At 31.8% G+C, this 21614-nt stretch carries 19 protein-coding genes; 3 read left to right on the top strand and 16 right to left on the bottom strand.

What is annotated here, in order from left to right; translation table 11 throughout:
• Positions 1-29: 29 nt before the first annotated feature.
• From ROY99_12965 to ROY99_12925, 9 genes are all read right to left on the bottom strand, one after another.
• Positions 30-2216: a VIT domain-containing protein gene (locus tag ROY99_12965; GenBank protein ID MDT3697287.1), complete on the bottom strand. Its 2187-nt coding sequence runs from the start codon at positions 2214-2216 to the stop codon at positions 30-32.
• A 95-nt stretch (positions 2217-2311) separates the two neighbouring features.
• The gene (locus ROY99_12960; GenBank protein ID MDT3697286.1) at positions 2312-3439 is read right to left on the bottom strand and encodes a VWA domain-containing protein; all 1128 of its coding nucleotides are present in this window, start codon (positions 3437-3439) and stop codon (positions 2312-2314) included.
• A gap of 104 nt (positions 3440-3543) precedes the next feature.
• Positions 3544-4287 (bottom strand): M15 family metallopeptidase, encoded by a 744-nt coding sequence (locus tag ROY99_12955; GenBank protein MDT3697285.1) that lies wholly within the window; start codon positions 4285-4287, stop codon positions 3544-3546.
• A gap of 14 nt (positions 4288-4301) precedes the next feature.
• Positions 4302-5798, bottom strand: coding sequence for a NapC/NirT family cytochrome c (locus ROY99_12950; GenBank protein MDT3697284.1), 1497 nt, complete (start codon positions 5796-5798; stop codon positions 4302-4304).
• Between the two features lie 71 nt (positions 5799-5869).
• The gene (locus ROY99_12945; protein ID MDT3697283.1) at positions 5870-7912 is read right to left on the bottom strand and encodes a cytochrome b/b6 domain-containing protein; all 2043 of its coding nucleotides are present in this window, start codon (positions 7910-7912) and stop codon (positions 5870-5872) included.
• Positions 7913-8098: 186 nt separating this feature from the next.
• Positions 8099-8440 carry a c-type cytochrome gene (locus tag ROY99_12940; protein MDT3697282.1) on the bottom strand — a complete coding sequence of 114 codons (342 nt, stop codon included), beginning with the start codon at positions 8438-8440 and terminating at the stop codon, positions 8099-8101.
• Between the two features lie 267 nt (positions 8441-8707).
• The gene (locus ROY99_12935) at positions 8708-9067 is read right to left on the bottom strand and encodes a hypothetical protein (protein ID MDT3697281.1); all 360 of its coding nucleotides are present in this window, start codon (positions 9065-9067) and stop codon (positions 8708-8710) included.
• A gap of 225 nt (positions 9068-9292) precedes the next feature.
• Positions 9293-10648: a sigma-54 dependent transcriptional regulator gene (locus ROY99_12930; protein ID MDT3697280.1), complete on the bottom strand. Its 1356-nt coding sequence runs from the start codon at positions 10646-10648 to the stop codon at positions 9293-9295.
• Positions 10649-10660: 12 nt separating this feature from the next.
• The gene (locus tag ROY99_12925; GenBank protein MDT3697279.1) at positions 10661-12085 is read right to left on the bottom strand and encodes a PAS domain S-box protein; all 1425 of its coding nucleotides are present in this window, start codon (positions 12083-12085) and stop codon (positions 10661-10663) included.
• 123 nt (positions 12086-12208) lie between these two features.
• Here ROY99_12925 and ROY99_12920 point away from each other — a divergent pair, with 123 nt between their 5' ends.
• Together ROY99_12920 and ROY99_12915 are read left to right on the top strand one after the other, a co-directional pair.
• Positions 12209-12691, top strand: a complete 483-nt coding sequence (locus ROY99_12920) for a hypothetical protein (protein ID MDT3697278.1) — start codon at positions 12209-12211, stop codon at positions 12689-12691.
• Between the two features lie 12 nt (positions 12692-12703).
• Complete coding sequence (locus ROY99_12915) at positions 12704-13474, top strand: nitrilase-related carbon-nitrogen hydrolase (protein ID MDT3697277.1); 771 nt, start codon at positions 12704-12706, stop codon at positions 13472-13474.
• Between the two features lie 42 nt (positions 13475-13516).
• Here the strand turns inward: ROY99_12915 and ROY99_12910 are convergent, their stop codons facing one another.
• Positions 13517-13924 (bottom strand): YbaN family protein, encoded by a 408-nt coding sequence (locus ROY99_12910; GenBank protein MDT3697276.1) that lies wholly within the window; start codon positions 13922-13924, stop codon positions 13517-13519.
• 162 nt (positions 13925-14086) lie between these two features.
• Between ROY99_12910 and ROY99_12905 the strand changes: the two genes are divergently transcribed.
• Complete coding sequence (locus tag ROY99_12905) at positions 14087-14485, top strand: thioesterase family protein (GenBank protein ID MDT3697275.1); 399 nt, start codon at positions 14087-14089, stop codon at positions 14483-14485.
• Here ROY99_12905 and ROY99_12900 read toward each other — a convergent pair.
• Genes ROY99_12900 through ROY99_12875 form a run of 6 tightly spaced genes read right to left on the bottom strand, consistent with a single transcriptional unit; the run spans position 14478 to position 21605 of the window.
• Complete coding sequence (locus ROY99_12900; protein ID MDT3697274.1) at positions 14478-15896, bottom strand: AMP-binding protein; 1419 nt, start codon at positions 15894-15896, stop codon at positions 14478-14480. The two genes, ROY99_12905 and ROY99_12900, sit on opposite strands and share 8 nt — an antisense overlap.
• A 13-nt stretch (positions 15897-15909) precedes the next feature.
• Positions 15910-16812, bottom strand: a complete 903-nt coding sequence (locus ROY99_12895; protein ID MDT3697273.1) for a 1,4-dihydroxy-2-naphthoate polyprenyltransferase — start codon at positions 16810-16812, stop codon at positions 15910-15912.
• Positions 16812-17645, bottom strand: coding sequence for a 1,4-dihydroxy-2-naphthoyl-CoA synthase (gene menB / locus ROY99_12890; protein MDT3697272.1), 834 nt, complete (start codon positions 17643-17645; stop codon positions 16812-16814). Before menB ends, ROY99_12895 begins: the two co-directional genes overlap by 1 nt.
• Before the next feature lie 10 nt (positions 17646-17655).
• The gene (gene menH / locus ROY99_12885; protein MDT3697271.1) at positions 17656-18477 is read right to left on the bottom strand and encodes a 2-succinyl-6-hydroxy-2,4-cyclohexadiene-1-carboxylate synthase; all 822 of its coding nucleotides are present in this window, start codon (positions 18475-18477) and stop codon (positions 17656-17658) included.
• Positions 18467-20239 (bottom strand): 2-succinyl-5-enolpyruvyl-6-hydroxy-3-cyclohexene-1-carboxylic-acid synthase, encoded by a 1773-nt coding sequence (menD, locus tag ROY99_12880; protein ID MDT3697270.1) that lies wholly within the window; start codon positions 20237-20239, stop codon positions 18467-18469. The genes menH and menD overlap by 11 nt, the downstream gene beginning before the upstream one ends.
• Positions 20229-21605, bottom strand: a complete 1377-nt coding sequence (locus ROY99_12875; GenBank protein MDT3697269.1) for an isochorismate synthase — start codon at positions 21603-21605, stop codon at positions 20229-20231. Before ROY99_12875 ends, menD begins: the two co-directional genes overlap by 11 nt.
• Positions 21606-21614 lie beyond the last annotated feature (9 nt).

Genomic DNA, 21614 nt, shown 5'->3' with positions numbered 1-21614 from the left:
GCAGTTTCAACTGCAGGTTACTACTACCATTATTCATACACTTCATAAAAAACATTCTTATAATAGAACTTTACATTTTGACCAATTGCCAGATACTGTGCAGTCTGTGGTTCTTTATTCAGTAATTTATAATACTCATCAGAATTAAACTGAATCCTTTGGACATTTTTAACATCTCGTTTTTGAAGCTCACTGTCAATCCAATACTTATCCTGTTGATAAAATGCTCTTCCCAAAATATTTTTTACCTGTTTAGTTAAGTTTTGATTTTGTCCTTTTGAATTCGTGTAGAACAATCTATCACTGCCTTGCTTAGTTTGATTAAAGTTTGTAGCATTATTTAGTGCTTGAAGTTCTTTGCTGACTTCAATACTGCTGCTTCCGGTGGTTTCATTCATTCTGTAATAGTCAGTTTGATTTGATTTCTTCAAGTCTTGTCTTTGAGGCAAGGTATGAAAACCATCAACCAGTCTTCCGGTTCGAACTCTTATTTCTTCATCTTCCATAATTAAATAACTGGTATATGGTGTAATAATACCGTGTGCTCTTGCAAGATTGGTTATCTCTTCAACTAACTCTTTATCTTCGCCATTTAGTCTGATTAAATCAAGTAAATGACCGATTCTGCGTGAAGCCCATAGAGTAGGTATAAAACTATACTCTTTATCCGAACTAGTGAATTTATCCTCCAAAGTATATTGTTTCTCTTTACCTTTTAACTTTCCATTTAAAACAACTTTTGTTTTTCCATTACCTTTATATCTTCCAAAGACAAGAAGGTTACCTCCTTTAAAAAGGTCAGGCAGATCTTTTGGATAGGTCTGATATACTGCAATGTTTCCGAAGTCAAGCTTGATATTACTTAAAACAGGTGATTGAATTTTATCATAAAAGTTTGAAACCTTTATCTCAATATCTTCATCATCGCCCACATAAGTACGCCATGCTTTTGTAGCTTCGGTTAGTTTATCAAGGATATGAGTGTTCACATCATTTCCTACACCAAATGTGAATATTCGGGATTGTTTTCCATTCAACCGCAAAACTTTTTTTACAAGTTTATCATCATTCATTTCACCGATTGTGGGTCTGCCATCAGTAATAAAAACTACAAAGTGCGGGCGTTCTGATTCAGTATAATTATTAAAAGCTAAGATAAATGCTTCCTCGATGTTAGTTCCGCCGATAGCTTTTAAGTCATCAATAAATCTTTTGGCGTCCTTGGTATTTTCGTTGTCGGCAGCTTTGAGTTTGTTGAATAAAGAATAAGCTTCAGTTGAAAATTTAATTATATTAAAATGATCGTCCGGGTTAAGATTATTTATACAATAGTATAACGCTTTTTTTGCCTGTTCAAGTTTATCCCCGCTCATACTTCCTGAAACATCAAGAATAAAAGTTATATCCTTGTTTTCAATATTTGACTTTTCAATTTCGATTGATGGACTTGCACTTAACAAAAAATATCCATCATTGTTATCAGATTTATAAGTAAGTAATGATAAACCGACTTTTGAAGAGCTTTTTGAAAAGTAAAGTTTAAAGTCAGTATCCGGTTTTGTGTTTTTTTCTTCAAAAGAAATTATTGCATGGTTATCACCTTTATTTACAATATCTACATTATGAGTAGGGCAGTAAATATTTTTTAATGGCTCTGATGATTTAAGATCAATTTTTATCGATACATTTTTTAATGGTTTGGCAGAAAACTTTTCAGTGTTTAACGGATAAATATATTTGAATAAGTTATTATCTGATTCCATTATTTGTGAATAACTGATTGAGATTTTCTTTTCACTTTTTGGTTCGATAGGGAAGATTCTTAATTTGAATATATTTTGTTCACTGTATTCAAGTAATGCAGGGTCACGCATTTGTCTTACAATATCTTCATAAATCTTTCTTGCTTTTTCAGAGTCTAATAACTCGGCTTTAGTTTCTTTTCCATTTATAACCATGGTGAAATTATTTATCACCGCTCCTTTTGGAATCGGGAAAATGTAATAACCTTCAAGCTGCAAGTTAGATGGATTATAAAATGACTGATCAATTTTTGTAATAGCTGATTGCTCGTCAATTATTACATCAACATTATGATAAACAACCTCTAATGGAAATGGATGCGGTAACGGATGAGGACGCGGGATTACAATAAATCCATCAGCAAATACATTTGCAGAAATAAAGATAATAAGTATTAACGACTTGAGTTTCATTTGAATTTTCCTTTGTAATTCTGAGCTTGCTTGTCCTGGTTTGGTAAAGTTGCAGAATAACCGGTTAACTTTTACAAGCTCAATTTGACTTAAACTTATTTGCTAAATGAATAATTCTTTTGTTTAGCTTGTTCTCTAATAGTTTTGATCATAACGCCATCGAGAGTATTAGTATTTTTATTATCGAGCATTTTTTGTGAAATATATTTATTACGTTCTTCGTTCAACTTATTTATTTTGGTTTGAATCTTTTCACGTTCCTTACTCATTTTATCAACATAAGCTTTTCTTTCTGATATACTCATCTTTTTCATTTCATCGGGAAGTCCCTCGTCCTTCAAATCTTCCATTTTTAATGAGCCGTTTTTCTGTGCATCGACAATATCCCATCCTGAATTATTGTATTGTCTGCCTGATTTTGTTACTGATCTCTGAACCATTACTTCATTACTCAAGTTCATTGAATTAGCATCCTGCTCTTGCTGTAATGCTTTTTTCTCTATACCATAATCGCCAAAAGCCAGATATGTTTTGTTTAGTTCCTGTCCAAGTTTTATAATCTCGGCATCTTGTGGTGCATCTATATGGACTATATCTGCATTATGATCAATGTTCATATATTTTCCATCAGAAATATCTGCTGCATCTTTCCACATAGTTCTTACTCCTTCATCATAATCTCCGCAATGTATTGTATTTATAATTATTCCATTTTTAATAGCTTTTTTACATATATCTTTATAGTTAACATCACCTTGTGTAAATGGTTCATTACCGGCTATAAAAATTATTTTTAATTCATCATTGCTTTTTTTCCATTGTAAATTATTAATCGCATCTTGAATAACCTGCCCGCAATACTCCTGTCCGCCATTTGTTTTTAGTTTAAAAAGTTCATCAGAGATTTTATCTAAATCCTGTGTGAAAGGAACAATTCTTCTTATATACCCATCTTGTGAAGATAAACCATCATTACCATATTCATATAACGCAACTAATAAATCAATTGATTTTCCGTTTTTCTTTGATGAAGCAAGTTCATTCACAATTTTCCATAATTGACTTTTTGCCTGATCAATCAAACCATCCATACTACTGCTGGTATCCAATAGAATTGCCAATTGTATCGAAGAGTTATTCTTCTCATTTAAAATCGGCATTGTGTTAGCCATGCTTCCTGTAAAAGCAGTTAGTATTATTAACAGAGCAAGTAGTGATTTCATATAACCTCCTGATATTAAAGCTTATTTAATTTGCTGCTTTGACAAAATGTATCTGAGGTTTGTTCCAGTTTTCTTATGCAGAAAAGAAGAGAAAAAATTATGACCTATTTAATTTCAAAATCAAAATAGGTATTTGGATAAGGTTCGTTTATTAAAGTAAAGTGCCACCATTCTTCAGCAAGATTCTTAAAACCATATTTTTCCATTAAAGTTTTAAGCAATAAGCGATTGGCTCTTTGCTGAGCATTGATTTCTTGATTTAATGTATGTGAGCGTTGATGAAAACAATCGAATCCCGTTCCCATATCAATCGAGTTTTCTTTAAACCGCTCATCCAAAGATTTAAAACATTCACATTGATCTTCAATATTATATTCAGGTTGATAGGGGATAGGTATTGAAACAATTGTTAAATCAATTGTACTGCCTCTGCTGTGTCCTGATTTTTTTGCAATGTACCCATCAATAAACAAACGATCTTTATTCAAGTTTGGATAAAATTCTTTTTTTGTTAAAGTGTCACCAAGATCTTCAGCCCATCTAACAAAATGATCAACAGCACGCTGAGGACGGTAAGCATCATAGATTTTTAATGAAAGATTAAACTTCCTTAGTTCATTTTGAACTTTGCTTAAAGAATCAGCAGCTGCTTTGGTAATGAAGCATTTTTCAGAGCTGTATCCATCTATTGGTTTTCCAATAAAATTATGATTTGTTGTGTACCTTAAATCAAGAACTATATCTGGAATAACATCTCTTATCTCGACAAATCCATTAGGTAAATTTTGCGCGGTAATATTAGTTGAAACGAATAAAAGATAAGACAATATTGAGAAAATTAGTTTCATCAGAGGTTTATAGATTATTCGGTTTTCCAGTGGCAATCTGTACAAAGCTGCTTTTCTGTTGCTTCATCTAAATCAACCGGATGTATAAACTTTAATCCATTAAGATCTACCCGTGTTACTCCATTATTATCTGTTTGCGAAATAATTTTATGGCAGCTATTACAGTCATTAGAAATTACTTTTCCATCATCGCTAATATGATTTCCATCATGGCATCTAAAACAGCCAGGAGTATAAACATGTGATATGTTATTTGGAAAATGCTTCCAATCAGCGTTCATATATGTAAAATAATTTCTCGAATAAATAGCTTTGACTACTTCAATACTTTTTGAAATATTTTCTTTTTTTGATTTATAAATATCTGGATAGTTTGAAATATAGAAATCATTAATTCTTTGTTGAATACTTTCCAATGCCTGTTGTTTAGTAAAATACTTATCTTCCAAAACTTCAACCGAAAGACTCTTTATGAAAGGAAGAGTTTCATCTATTTGACTTCCAGCCATCATTTTGTTCATCATCTTATCAGGTTGATGATAAATATGTGAAGGGCGATTATGACAATCAATGCAATCCATCGTTCTTAAATTCTGAGGATTAAAATTATTTTCATTAAAATCTGCCAGCTTATTTCTGAAGATAGTTTCCTTTCCATCCTTTGTAGTAACTTTAACCCAGGGGATTTCTAACCTTCGTTCATCCGTATGAATATATGATATCTTATTATCGGAATTTGCATGCCAATGAATTCCCTCGATAGATTCAAACTTACTTTTTCCGCCGCCAATTTTTATTAACATACTAATATTCGATTTTGTATTCTTTTCATCCGAAAGGTAATAAGTATAATCCACTTTAGTTTCGTTGTAAAAAAGCGAGGGAGTATGACATTGTTCGCAAGTTCCTTCGGCTGGTCTTAATTCCTTAACAGGTGTACCAATAGGACGTGAATATTTATTGAAGATAACCGAGTAAACCTGATAAGCTCCGGAAAACTTTGACTTAACATACCAACTGGTACCTGATCCAATATGGCAGCCGACACAACCAACTCTGGAATGTGGTGAATCTAAATATGCGGTATATTCCGGTTCCATTACTGCGTGACAGACGGTGCCGCAAAACTCATCTGACTCAGTATATTCATAAGCCTTAAAACTGCCAAAAGCTGAAAAAAGCAATAACACAATAGTTCCGATTGAAAAGGTAACAAACATTGCTCTTTTCTTTGGATCATTTAAGTCAATAACCGGTAGTTTTTGTGATCTGAATTTTCCGCGTTTTTCTCTTTTTCTTTCACGGATAATTCCATACGCAATCAACAACAGACCGGCAATGAGAATTGAAGGAAGAATAATGTAAGTGAGGATTCCCAAATAAGTATTTTCCTCACTGCTGAATAAATCCAAAATGAAAAGAAAAATTATCAGACCAAAGCTCAATAGAGCAATTGCAGCTCCGGTAAGTGTAATTGGATTATAAACATAATGGGGAAATACTTTTTTCATATTATTCCTCAATAATAGTTTAAGGAAAACAAATAACGATATTCAAAATAAGAATTAATGTAGACTTAAGATTAAACGTTATCTGAGTTTTGTTCAGATTTCATTCTTTCTTCAGCTTGTTTCTTCTTGATTCTTTCAAGTTCAAGCGGATGCTCTTCCGCCATTTCTTCTTCAGTAATTGTACCTTTGAGCCAGGCTAAGCTCATTGGATAAATATCAGGATTAAAAATAACGAAATAAAAATGCCAAACCACAATTGCTAAAAATGCAAGCCAGGCTTCATAAAAGTGGATAGTTCTTGCAATATCCCAATCAAGTTTTGAGAATAAACCGATATAGTCGATGTAAAACCACATTAACAAACCAGTAACCGACATAATTATTGTTCCCCATACTAAAGCCCAATATTCTGCTTTTTCGACGTAACTAAATCTATCCAATTTCGGCTTTACCTTTGAGAAACCAAGATTGTATTTTGCCACACCAATTGCATCAGTAAAATCTTTAAGAGTTGGGAAAAGATCTTTAACTAATTGACGACCTCTTTGTGTAAAAGCAATGTAATAGATATGATATAAGCTAACTGAAATCATTGCAATAGCAGCAATTCTGTGAACCCAGCTTCTATAAATAAAAACATCAGACCATATATCTGTAATATGTGAAACCCACCAGGCATTTGGATATCTTAACATAAAACCAGTCAGGACTAAGATCATAAAGCTGATCGCCATAATGGCATGTTGTATTCTTTCGCTCAGTGTCATTCTTAAATATAAAGCATGTCCGTGCTCTTCTTCTACAATATGACCACGTTGTTTTAATTTCTTTATCTTGGCCTTTTTAACAAAATCCAGAAAATTATGAACGAACATTCCGCCAATGACTGAAATAAGTAATGTTATATAGATATATGATATCCAGTAAAGGATTGGTTCATCTTCTTTTTCCAAAGTAACATGGATAGTACCTTTTGTAAAAGTTTCATTAGCACCAGGATGACATGAACCACAGGTTTTTACCAGATTACCTTTATAAATTGTTGAAGTAGGATCAGATGAAGGCTTAATATTATGCACTCCATGACAGCTTGCACAATTTGCAACTGTTGCAGATCCACCGCTTAATGCTAAACCATGATATGATTCTGAAAATGTTTTGTATCTGTTGGCAGACAAACCATATTTTTCAGATAGCGCAACGGATTCGTGACAAGGTGAACAAATTTGTCTTGATAGATTTTGAAATGCAACCGGCGAATTAGGATCGTCAACACGCAGAATATTATGTTCACCGTGACAGTTAGTACAAGACGGTGCATCACTGTTACCTTTAAGAACTAACTGACCATGGATACTCTCTAAATATTCATTCTTAATAGAACTATGACATTTTCCGCAAGTGTTTGGGATATTTAATCTGTAAACACTTGAACGTGAATTAGTAGGTTTTAAAATATCATGATACTCGTGACAATCTATACAACTAGCAGCATCACCATTTTTATCTTTATGCAATGCCATACCATGTACGCTTTTATCATAAGCATGAATAAAACCAGCAGAAGGTGTAGTTCTGTTCTTTACATCATCATCATCCAAGTGACAGGAAAAACAAAGTTTTTCCTGAGTAATTTTTTTATCAACTTTATTATCTCCAAATGCCGATGTTGTAATTGGTGACTTATGGCAAGTGATGCAATTAGGTGCTGATTTATCCCCATCTTTAAAAGCATTACTATGATTTGAAGTTAAATATTGTTGAGCAGCCTCTTTATGACAACTACCGCAAGATGTAATTAAATTAGTTTGATTCCATTTACTTTTTGGATTTTTTATATTTACTACATCGTGAATGCCGTGACAATTCTTACAAGAAGTATCGTTAGACTTTCCATTACCTGATGATTTAATAATCTGAGGATGGAATGTATGTTTAGTAAGGTCCTTCTGATGACAGCTTATACATTTAACTTCCTGAATATTTTCAGCATGCGGCATTGCATCAGGATCAAAGCCTTTATGACACGATACACAACTTAATTTTGAATGGGAAGAGATTTTGAAAATATTTTCATCAACAAAAAGGGAAATCTCCTTTCCCTTTTTTTCCATAGTGAGTTCATTATCACTATGGCACGTTAAACAGTCATCATTCGATTGAGCATATATTTTTGAGGGTAAAATAACTAATCCGATTACAAGGAGGGTTTGTATTATGTTTAAGATGTTTGGGAAGCATCTTATTTTTTTCTCGTTTGATGATGATTTAAGTGCCATAGTTGATAAACTTAAACCTGATTATTCTCCTTTAAGTGTTAATAACCAGTTAACTAAAACTTTAAGATCTTCATCACTTCCTTTAAATGATGATTTATGATCTTTATCGTTTAACTTAGCTTCTTTTTTCAAGTATTTTGTTAAAAATTCAGCAGTATTGTCTTTTCCTACCGTAGAAAGATCTGAAGCATCTGATTTTTTTGACTCTATGCCTGCAGAACTAACTGTGTGGCACATTTGGCATTTGTTATCAATAAATACCTTTTTGCCATCGCCGTCAGCTTGCTCAGATACTACATAAGCAAATCCATATAAGGCAACTACTGTTATTATTAAACCAAAATAAACTAATATATTTTTCATTTATTATTTATCCTTTGATTATTGTTAGTTATCGATTTTTTTCACTTAGATGTTTACAATTAAAATACCAAAATAAATTTACAATTATTTGCTAAAAATCCAATATTTTCATTGTTCAGATTTGTTCAATTCTCAGCTTTGGGAAGCCTTTTTTTCATTACTTCGCACATTTTAGAATTACTTTTATAATATTGCTTGCAGACAATAATTTAACCATATTGTTTTTAATCGGCTACAAAGTGCATTTTTTTATAAACAATTTTTATTTCAATTTGCAGGCAGCAGCAAGGGAATTTTTGATGAAATATCATTAAGATCAAAAGGTTTATAAAATATTTCATTTACAAACTTTTTAATTTCGTTTTCTCTATCCAAATTCTTATCGTTAAATACATAAGTTAAAATTAGGGGAAGATCACCATTACATTTTTTTATTTGCTCGCACAGTATAATGACTTCGTTGTTTGGCTCACTATCAAGAATTACAAGATCAGCGGAATTACTGCATACCAACGATGATACGACTTCCAAAACTGTAGTTGTTACCACTTTATACTGAGTCTGCAGATATAATAGCAGACTATAGCATAAGCTGAAATCAGGGCTGTAGATTACTATATTTTTCATATTTTGATTATTGGAACTTTCCCCTGTGGAAAAGTCTGAATAATTTTACTATTTGTGTGCCAAGTATGATAAATACTAAATATTGAGGGTTATCAGTTGATTTATGGATTAAAAGTAAAGAATAAAGGATTTAGTATTCTCGCTAATGGTAATGATAAAAAACGCTTTTTAATTATTGAGAATGTATTTGAAAAATAATTAAGCTTATAAAAGAATCATTTTAAATTAAATTTTAATGTCTAATTCCTTTAGTTTTCTGTAAAGAGTTGATAGTCCGACTTTTAATGTATCGGCAGTTTTCTCTTTATTATTTTCATTACTCTCTAGTGCACGAAGAATAAAATCTCTTTCAAACTTTCTTACAGATTCATCAAGTGAGCCATTAAAAGAAAAATCATATTCATCTGTTTTTGGTTTAAAGGAAGCGGGTAATTCTTGTATTGTTATCAAATCACTTTTACAAAATATTACTGCTCTTTCAATAATATTTTCAAGTTCACGCACTTCACCTTTCCATTCATGACTCATTATTGCTCTCATTGCCTCGTTATCAATACCCTTAATATTTTTGTTTAACTCTTTCCTGTATTTATCAAGAAAATGATCCGCTAATAACGGAATATCCTCTTCACGCTCTTTTAATGATGGCAGGTGAATATCTATGACATTAATTCGATAATACAGATCTTCCCTGAATCTGCCGGCTTTTACTTCTTCTTCCAGATTACGATTTGTTGTTGTAATGAACCTCGCATTAACCGGCATTGAAATAGTTGTTCCAACAGGTGTGTATTCTTTTTCCTGAATTGCTCTTAAAAGTTTTACCTGAAGCTGTGGAGGCATCTCACTAATTTCATCAAGAAATAATGTTCCGCCGTTAGCAGCTTTCATATAACCCTCCTTATCGGAAATAGCACCCGTAAATGCACCTTTCTTATGTCCGAAAAGTTCACTTTCAATCAGGTTTTCAGAAATAGCTCCGCAATTAACAGCAATGAATGGTTTACCTTTTCTGTGACTTTTATAATGCAATGCACGTGCAACTAATTCTTTTCCAGTGCCGCTGTTTCCGCTGATTAAGACAGTTGAATCTGTTTCAGCAACAGCTTCAATCATTTCATAGACTTTTTTAATGCTGGCGCTTTTACCGATAATATTTTCAAAATCATATTTTCTATGAATTTCTTCACGAAGAATCTTATTTTCTGTTAGCAGATCTTTTACTTCAAAAAGTCGTTGTACCTTGATTATTAATTCATCAAATTCCACTGGTTTTAGGATGTAATCACTTGCACCATTTCTTAACGCACTGATAGCTGTGTCTAATGATCCAAATGCTGTAATTATTATTACCGAAGTTTGAAAATTAATAGTTTTAATTTTTTCAAGAAGTTCTGTGCCTTTCATTAAAGGCATTTCAATATCAGTTATAACAAGATCAAAATGATCAGCCAAAATTTTTTCATAAGCAGTTTTACCGTTTTCGGCTTTATCAACCTGGTAACCTTCTTTTTCAAGAATGTAGAATAATGAGTCCCTGATTATTTCTTCGTCGTCAACAACTAAAATTTTATTTGCCATTTTTATCCTGAATTAATTAATAGGTAACTTTATTATAAATGATGTACCTTCATTGAATTTACTTTTTATTTTTATATCCCCCTGAAAACTTTTTACAATGCCATAACTTACCCATAAACCTAAACCAGTTCCTTTTCCTTCTGTTTTAGAAGTAAAAAATGGTTCAAAAACTTTATTTAATTTATCTTCTTTAATTCCTATCCCGGTATCAGAAAAAGTTATTGTTACTTCGTTATCCGAACTTTCAGATTTTACAGAAATCTTTTCAATTTTATTACTTCGCTTTTTCTCTATAATTGCGTCAACAGAGTTTAGCAGTATATTAACAAACACTTGCTGTATTTGATCTGATATCAGAGGAAGCAATGGTATGTCAGGACTTAAATTTGTTTCAAATATTATACCCTGAGCTTTTGTGCCGACCTTTGTAATTTCGACTGCTTCTTTAATTACGGAATTAATATCAGTCAGTTCTAATTCGTAATTAGATGGTCTTGAGAAATCAACAAGATCTCGTATAATTTTTGATATTCTGGTAACCTGACTTTTTACTAGATCTAATTTCTCATTCACAAACGGATCGGTAGAAATTCTTTGTGCAACTTGTACTAAAGCTGAAATGGAAGCTAAAGGATTTCCAACTTCATGGGCTATGCCTGCTGCTAAAGTACCAATGCTTTCCATTTTTTGAGTATGAATTAATTGTCTTTCTAATGTTCTTTTTTCGGTTAGATCGCGGTGAATACCGAAATAACCAGATACTTTTCCATTTTTATCCAAAATAGGTGATACAAGAAGCTGAGTAAAAAACGACTCGCCATTTTTCTTAAGGTTTTCAATTTCACCAACCCAAACTTTACCACTTGAAACAGTATCCCACATTTTATCCCAAAACTTTGTAGAATTTTTTCCGCTGCCCAATATACTCGGATTTCTGCCAATCAATTCATTTTTTGAATATCCGCTTGCAGCTTCAAAAGCTTTATTAACATAAATCATTTTACCATTTAGATCAGTTATCTGCAAAGGATTGACCGTATTTTCTGCAACATTAAAAAATCTGATAAGGTCCATTTCTTTCTTTTTTTCTTCACTGATATCTCTTGCAGTTACAAGTGTCAATCTTTCTTTGAATCCCTGACTTTCAAAAGGCACAAAAGAGAGTTTTACACTGATAAAATTCTTTTTAAAAAACAGCCTGGTTTCAAGCTCTTCAGGTTTGCCAAGGTTTAATGATTTAATGAATAAATTTTGAGTTTCATTTCTATCACAGAGTTCTACATAATCAAAAAATATGTCTGTCTTACCATTTAAGATTTCCAACTTTTCACTAGAAGCTTTGTTATAAAACCTGATATCTCCTGTATCATTAATTAAAAAACACATATCCGGGAAACCATCGAAAAGTGAAAAATCTAATGTGATATTTTGATTCATAGGGGCTAAAAATTTCTTATAAAAACTATTGTGCTAAAATAAACAATCCTTAGCGATTTATTAAACTTAAAATGAAGCACTTTTTCAACAAATTAGTAAATTTCGGTAAAGTAAAATACTATTATGAATGAACTGGTTAATATTTTAAAATACAGACTTATTTGGATTAATATTGCTGCTGCAATTATTGCAGTGATTATTTCTTTTTATTGGTATGGATTTTCAGCATTTGCTTTTGTTTTAATTAGTAATTTGTTTGATATTTTCGGATATCATTTTGCACTTATCAGAAGAACAACACAACTTCCCGAAAAAATAATTATCAGATCATACAGAATAAATCAGTTTTTGTTTGATGTGTTATTACTTTTAATGATCGGATTTGTTTTTGACTGGATCGCTGCATTAGCCGGCTGGATAATGAAGAATTTCGGACTGCAGGATGTTTTATATTACATCTTTTTGAAAATGAAATTCCCCGAAAAATGGACTTGGATGAAATGGACTCCGCTTGGCTTTTTTAAAGGTACTCTTCTTAAAAGCGAAGTTCTGATTCAATCTTTTATTGGGATTTTACTCGCCGTTTTATTATTGATTTTAAGATGAAGGAGATATTCTATGAATAAAAATATTATTGTTGGATTAGTTCAGTACTCTCCTGTTTGGGAAGATAAGCTTTCAAACCAGCAGAAGATTAAAAAACTAATTGAGCAGACCGGTAATCTCGATTTGCTTGTATTTCCTGAAATGACTTTAACCGGTTTTACTATGAAGTCAAATGATTTTGCTGAAGAATTAAAAGGTGAATCATATTTGTTTTTTTCTACAATGGCAAAAAATAAAAAATGCTCAGTAATGTATGGGGTTATTGAAAAAGGAAAGAATAAAAATTTTAATACTCTTGTTCATCTAAATAATCAAGGTAAAATAATTAAGACTTACAGAAAAATTCATCCGTTTTCTTATTCAAAGGAAGATAAAAATTATGGTAAAGGTAAAGATACTGTGATAAGCAAAGTTAAGGGAGCTAAGATCGGACTTTCAATCTGTTATGATCTTAGATTTCCTGAATTATACAGATTTTACGGTAAAGATAAAGTTGATATTATAATTGATATTGCTAATTGGCCAAATACAAGAATAGAACATTGGCGTACTTTATTAAAAGCTCGTGCAATTGAAAATCAGTGTTTTGTTGTTGGTGTTAACAGAGTCGGCAGTGATCCCTTTGTGAATTATAATGGTTTCAGTTCAGTATTTGATCCAATGGGCAGGGAATTATTGGCGGTTGAAAATGAAGAGAAAATATTTGAAGTTGAAATTGTAAAAGCTTTGGTAAATGAAGTCCGGAATAATTTACCTTTTTTAAAAGATATCAGATTAATCTGAGCAACAACCAATAAGAATATTTGTCAGTAACTAAATTAGGAATCAGACTCTTTTTGTTTTAATCATTATTAAGTGGATAGAAACACCAAGAGCTATTGCAAACAGAAGCAGTTTTATCGGTAAACTTTCGGTTAATATGAATGCTGAAACTAAGATACTAACCCACAGAAAAATTATATGAATAACTTTGCTTTTAATTGTTAACCCGGTTTTGTCCTGATAGTTCTTTAATAATGTCCCGAGTATTTTATGATTTCTTAACCATTCGTTCACTTTTGGAGAACTTTTTACAAAACACGCAGAGGCGAGTATCAGAAAAATAGTTGTGGGTAAAACAGGCAAGAAGATACCAATTATTCCGATAGCAACCAGTAAAATACCGCTGACAAAGTATGCATATTTATAGATAACCGGTAAGGTTTTGAGGTTTGATATCTGTTCTTTTGCCATGCTTATATATTGATTTAATTTTGAAACCAAAATAACAATATTTTGAATAAATTCTAATAAGGTTATTTAGTTTATTGTAATAGTGTAAGCATTTTATAAATTGATTTTAAGATTTTAGAAAAAATGTAAAAGTTTTAATAACATAAAAATTGATAAATAAATATGCATGAGCTAAAAAGAAAAATTAATTTTTTTGATTGTGATCCGGCAGGCATAATCTTTTATTCACGGATTTTTGAATTTTGCCATTCGGCATACGAAGAAATGATTTCGAGTTTCAATCTTAAAGAGAATTTTTGGATGAATGAAAATTATGTTGTTCCGATTATTCATTCAGAAAGCGAATATGTAAAACCAATTAAATACGGTGATGAGATTTCTATTATTGTTCAGGTTTCACAATTACGTGACTCATCTTTTGAGTTGATGTACACAATAAAACGGGGTAAAACACTGTGCAGTCATGTTAAAACTGTTCACGTATTTGTTGATAAAAAAAACTGGAAGAAAAAAGAAATCTGTAATGATTTGAAAGAAGGATTAAAAAGACACGTTATTTAAATATTTTCCGGATTTTCTCGCGTTCAAATTTTCCCAGAATTGTTTTAGGTAATTCAGTAGTAAAAAAATACTTTTTGGGAATTTTATATCCGGCAATTAATGGTTTTAAAAAATCTTTAATCTTCGTTTCATTTATTGATTCATCATCGGTAACCAATGCACACGCAACAATTTGTCCCCATATTTTATTTTGCTGAGGGAAAACGCATACTTCTTTTACTCCATCAATCTTTTGAATAACTTTTTCTACTTCAACTGGATTTACATTTTCACCACCGGTAATAATCAGATCATTTCTGCGTGCTTCAATAAATAAATAACCATCGTTATCAATAAATCCTATATCGCCTGAATAGTAAAATCCGTTAATTAATTTTTCGGTAGTTTCCTTTTTGTCATTTAAATAATATTTAAACAGACTTCCGGATTTGATCAATAACTCAGAATTGTCTGATATTTTTATTTGAACATCTTTAAAAGGTTTTCCTGAAGATAAAGGTTTTATTTCTATTTCATTTCCAGAAATTGCTGTTATCATAGATCCGGTTTCAGACGAACCATAAACTCGATAAGGTTTCCAGCCAAGTTTTCCGGCTTTTATCAATAATTCATCATCAATAAAACCTCCACCAATTAGAGAAACTCTTAATGAGTTTCCGGGAGATATCTTTTTATCAAGCATTCTTTTCAATTGTGTTGATACAAATGATAAGTGTGTCGGGTTAAAACTTAAAATTGATTCAGCGAGATCATCTGTTTGAATTGATTTCGATGTTATCAAAGTGCATCCGAAAAAGAGTGAACGGCAAATTATTTGAAATCCGCCGATATGATAAAAGGGGAGTGATGCAAGCCATTTGTCTTTCTCCTGATGTTTAAAAATACTATTTGCATTTTCAATATTGCTTATTAAAGATGAGAAAGTATGAACAACTCCTCTTGGTTTACCGGATGACCCGGATGTAAAGATAACTACAGCTTCATTAACTTCTTCCGGAATTTTTAAATCAGTATTTAATGTTGGTTTCTTACTGCCATTATTGATTAAAATTATTTCAGTATCCGGCGGGCTAACAAAACTAAAAGTTGTTCTATCGGATATTAAAAATTTTATCTGATGATCATTAAGTATTTGCTCAATTTCGGAATCAAGTAATTTTGTATTGATTGGAACAGGTACTGCGCCTATTAACCAAAGTGCGATTACACTTTTAACAAAAAATATCTGATCATCTGTTAAAACAGCAGCATAATCGTTTTTGCCAATCTGATATGATAGTAGAAATTCTGAAAAACCGGTAGAAGAATTGAAAAGTGAATAATATGATATCTCAAATTCCGAACTCTTAATTGCTATTAAATCTTTCCTATTGGAAAATTTAAAAAAGCTATTGTTTATTGAATCCTTCACCTTAATTCTAAAATTATTTTCCCAGAATTATTCCGGCAGAAAAAAGGAAACCAAACAGAGCAGAAAATTTAGCAGTTAATTCAAGTGTTTTATTTAATTGGGTTCCGTTAAAAGCAAATAACATTTTAACCAGCATAATAGCAATAGGTAATGTAGTGTATGGTAAAAAGATCAGTAATCCAAAATTGTATTTAGAGTAAAGCAGGAATGGAATAAAAAACGAAAGCAGAATAAAAAAGATATATTCAAAACGGGAGAACTCTTTGCCGAGTAAAACTGCCAGCGTGTTTTTACCAGCTTTTTTATCTTCTTCGATATCGCGGTAATTATTAACTATTAAAATATTTGTAACTAATGCACCAACTGGTAACGAAGTAATAAGTGCAAGAGCTGTAAATTCTTTCAAATGTAAATAATAGGTTCCCATAGTTCCAATGATACCAAAAAAGATAAATACAAAAATATCTCCAAGTCCATTATATGCAAGGGGGAATGGTCCTGCAGTATAGGCTAATCCAAAAATTATTGATAAGATACCAATTAACAGGATAACAATACCAGCAGAATAGACAAGGTATAAACCAAAAAGAAATGCTAAGCTGAAAATTATAACTATTCCGATTTCCATCTCTTTAACTGTTATCAATCCGGCTGCTAAAACTCTTTGCGGTCCTTTTCTTTCTTTTGTATCGGAGCCTTTCAGGTGGTCATAAAGATCATTTGTAAAGTTTGTACCAATCTGAATAAGAATTGAACAAATCAATGCAATCAAAGAATATATTGGATAAAATTTTCCCTGATTATATGCTAACGAAGAACCAACTATTACCGGAACAAATGCAGCAGGCAGGGTTCTTGGTCTGCTTGCTAAAATCCAACTTTGCAATTTTGAATTTGTTTTTATTACTTCAGACATTAAGGGAGTTTCGGATACTTTTTGAAATCAGGTTTTCTTTTTTCGTTATATGCTTTTTTACCTTCTTTAGCTTCTTCACTCATATAATAAAGCAATGTTGCATTGCCAGCAAGCTCCTGAATACCTGTTTGTCCATCAAGTTCAGCATTAAAGGCAGATTTAAGTAAACGAATAGCCATCGGACTATTCTGCAAAATTTCATTAGACCAGATAATGCCTTCTTCTTCAAGTTTTTCAACAGGAACAACTTTATTAACTAATCCCATATCTAAAGCTTCTTTTGCGTTATACTGCCTGCATAAATACCAAATTTCACGTGCTTTCTTTTGTCCGATAATTCTTGCAAGATAACTTGAGCCAAAGCCGCCGTCAAAGCTTCCTACTTTTGGTCCGGTTTGTCCAAAGATTGCATTCTCTGCAGCAATAGTCAGATCACAAACAACATGAAGAACATGACCGCCGCCGATTGCATAACCAGCGACAAGAGCAATAACAACTTTCGGAATACTTCTGATAAGTTTTTGTAAATCAAGTACATTTAATCTTGGTACTCCATCTTTTCCAATATAACCCATATCTCCACGGATACTTTGATCGCCTCCAGAGCAGAAAGCATATTTTCCATCTTTTGCTGGTCCATAACCGGTTAGTAATATTACTCCAATTGATTGATCTTCTCTTGCATCAGAAAAAGCTTCGAACATTTCAAAAACTGTTTCAGGTCTGAATGCATTTCTTTTTTCCGGTCTGTTAATAGTAATCTTTGCGATACCATCCATTTTTTCGTAGATGATGTCATTGTAATCTTTAACTTTTTTCCAACTAGATTTCATAAATTCCTTTTTAAAATTGACTTAAATAATTTGTCACAATTTCTATAAATCTTTTTGGTTCTTCAAGATGAGTGTTGTGACCTGAGTTACGAACTATTTTATGTTTAGCTTTAAAAAATCTTTTTACAATCCTTGCATTAATACCTGTAAACTTGCTATCCAGATCACCGGTAATGAGTAATACCTTAAATGGTATTTTTTTTAGTTCACCATGAACCGGCGGCATTATTCCTGTACTGAATCCTCTTAATGAATTTGCATAACCAGTTTTACCAGCAGCAGCTTTTTTCTTTTTCAACGTTTTTAGTTTATCGTTTGAAAATCTTCGCTGGGTATTAAATAATTCCTGATCGCTCCATAATTCTATAAACTCTTCAACTGAATGAGATTCTATGTACTCAACAAGTTTTAAGTCTGATTCATATCTCTTATTACGCTCATCATCGTTTTTGATGCCAGCAGTAGAACTCTCGAGAACTAATCCTATCACATCCTCAGGGTAATTAACAGAGAAGTTTAGCGCTAGTCTGCCTCCCATCGAATAACCAATTAAAAAAACTTTCTCTTTTGTCAGCTTATCTTTTATAAACTTTAACTGCTGAATCAAGGCATCAACTGAATAAGATTGGCTATTTGATGGAGAATCACTTTTTCCGTGCCCTAATAAATCAATTGCAACATAATTATAGTTATTCGGCATCTGCTCGATAATGGGCAGCCAATCTTCTGCACTGCCGGTAAAACCATGTAAAAGAATTATAAATTTTTTATTTGGGTCAATCTCAGCAGGTATTTCTGCATTAATCTTTATTCCATTTATATCAAACTTCATGTTTCCTCAAATAATTATCTATTGTTGATTCAGCCGTTTTCCAAAATTTATTTCTTAATAATAAAGAAGCATCAGAATTTGTTTTAATCTCAAATACAGCTGGTTGTTTTCTAACAGCCGAAACTTTTATGTGATTAATTAATTCCTGCCTTGTTTTAATCTCCCTGTAATCAATTCCAAAAGCCTGGACTATCTTACCAAAATCGAGATTTGTTGGGGTTAAAAAAAACTTGTCAAAAATGTTTTTATGTTTAGCAATTGGTAAGAATTTAAATATTGCACCACCGTTGTTATTAATTAAAACTATCACCAAAGGAATTTTTAATTTTTTGATAGTTAATAAACTGTTAATATCATAGTAAAATGATTGATCACCGATTATCAGATATGCTGGTGTTTTAGACAAAGATGAGATACCTGACGCAGTAGAAATTACTCCATCAATTCCACTTGCCCCGCGGTTTTGATATATAGCAATAGCCTTCTTTAAAGGTGAGGCTAATAAATCCAGATCACGAATTGGAACGCTGTTTCCTATCATTACATTGCTATCTGGCGGAATAGAATTTAAAGCTTCTGATATAATCTGGACTTCATTTATTTTATTTGTATCAAAAAGAATTTTATTTTTTAACTGCTCCAATAATAAATCAATATTTTTAACTACACTTAAAAATGATCCGGAATCCTTACTGAATTTTTCCGTAGTTAGTTTTTTCAGCAAAGATGATTCATCTGAATCAATCATAAAATTAGGCGCATTATTGAACCTGAAATCACCAAATTCATTTACGATAAAGATCTTCACAGATTTCTTTGCTGTAAGTTTTTCAAACCGGGGTGAAGTCAGCGGTCTGCCAAAATGAATAATATATTTTAGATTAAAAGCTTTAATAAAATTATCTGAACGTAAAAAAGAATCATAATTTGTAATGAGATTTGGAAATTCATCCTTGTTAAATCTAAATCCGCTTGTTGCATCAGCAAAAACCGGTAACGAAAATTTCAAAGAACATTCATTAATTAATCTAAAAAAACTCTGATCAAAATTACCTGCACCAATTGTAATTAAACCAAAGTCTGATTTTCTTAAAGCAGAGACTAGAGCATTAATGTTTACTCTGGTTTGATTATTTGTTTTACATTTATTTTTAACTGAGTATTCTTCTGCTAATGTTTCAAGTAACAATTTTTCTTCGATAGTATCGGTAAAAGAATCCGGCTCCAACGGTTTTTCAAATGGTAAATTAAAATGAACAGGACCTTTATCTGTTCTATTTGCAATATCAAAAGCCTTAATCAGTAATCCTTTAAATTTCTTTATGCTTTTCAGAGTAAGATCAGGTAATCCGGTATCGTAAAAGAAACGAATGTGATTTTTGTAAATATTATCCTGATTAATTGTTTGATTTGCACCTGTGTTTCGCAGATATGAAGGTCTATCTGCAGTGCAAACTATAAGCGGCACTCTGCTTTGATATGCTTCAATTATCGCGGGATATAATTCAGCAGTAGCTGTACCAGAAGTTGTAATGACAATAACCGGGCTGTTGGATTTTTTTGCTAATCCCAAAGCAAAAAATCCAGAACTTCTTTCGTCCACCTGAACGAATGTTTTAATTTTAATGTTTTGAGAGATTGAATAAGTTAGCGGCGTACTGCGAGAACCGGGAGATATGCAGGCATACTTAACACCACATTCAGCAAGCTGATCAACTAAAATATTTGACCAAATATAATTGCGGTTGATTTTAATCTGCATTATTAAACAAAGATAATATTGGTTTCAATTTAAGTTTTGTTTCTTCAAATTCCTCAATAGAATCTGAACCATCTACTATTCCGCATCCTGCATAGGCGTATAATTTATTTCCATTTACTAGTGCAGATCTGATTGAAACAAAGAACTCACCATAGCCATCATTATTAAACCAGCCGATCATTCCTGTAAACAAACCTCTGTCAAAGTTTTCAATTTCTTCGATCAGTTTTAATGATTTAATTTTTGGAATTCCGCATACTGCAGGAGTAGGGAACATTGATTTTATTACCTGCAAAATATTTACATCGCTCTTAAGAGTTCCATTAATATTTGTCTGCAAATGTTGAATATTAGGAAGCTTTTTAACCTCCGGAAATCTGGTATAATCAATTACTTCAGAAAAATTTTCAAGAGCACTTGTAATAAAATTAACTACTGCATTATGCTCATTAATATTTTTGTTACTGTTCAATAATTCAATTTCAAGAGATTTATCATCATCTGCTGAAAGACCTCTTTTTATTGAACCGGCAAGTGCTTCAGTTGAATATTTTCTTTGATTGAATTTAATTAATACTTCAGGAGTTGAGCCAAAGAAAACAGACCCTGATGATTTATAAAGGAAGTTTGTGCAGCTTGGGTATTTTCGGTTAAGTTCATCTATTATTCTTTTCCATGATATATCATTAATTATCTCACCCTCTACTCTTCTTGAAATAACAACTTTATCAATCTGAAGTTCCGGAATTTTTATAAATAATTTATTTAATAAATCAGTCCAATTATTTAGTTCGTCCTTGTCTTCTTTAATAGCAATTCCGGCAACAGTACTGTTTTTTGGGATAACTTTATTTTCGATATTATAAATCAAACCTGCCTGAGTTTCTAGAAAATCATTAAAATAACCCTGACGAACAAAACTTTCTGAGAACTGATTTGCGATAAGAAAACAGGTATCAGAATTCTGATACAAAATAATTTTAGGAACAATTAAATCTACATCACCAAAATGTTTCCATTCCTCTGAATTTCTTTTGATAGGAAACTTTGAAGATACAATAAATGAAGGGAGATTATATCCGGAGTAATCAGAATGATTTGATATTAGTTTATTTTTTAATAATGCAACCATGTTTTCCAGAAGATCAAGTTCTGTAAAACCGAATGATTGTCTGGTTAAGCAGTCGAATGATAAAAATGAAATTTTATTTTCTGGTTCGTTGTAAAAAAAAACATCATCTGCCTTTTCCACAAAATACTCCAGCAGTAGAGTAAAATTTACAGAAGATATTTTTACAGCATAACTGAAAAATAATTTTTTAGGGTCATTAAGATTATCTAAAAACTCTTGTTTGCTAAACGGCATTTGAAAAAA

The organism is Ignavibacterium sp. (assembly GCA_032027145.1).
Classification (GTDB): domain Bacteria; phylum Bacteroidota; class Ignavibacteria; order Ignavibacteriales; family Ignavibacteriaceae; genus IGN3.
The sequence above is the reverse complement of the archived record's forward strand: the minus strand, read 5'-3'. Positions and strand labels throughout refer to the sequence as shown.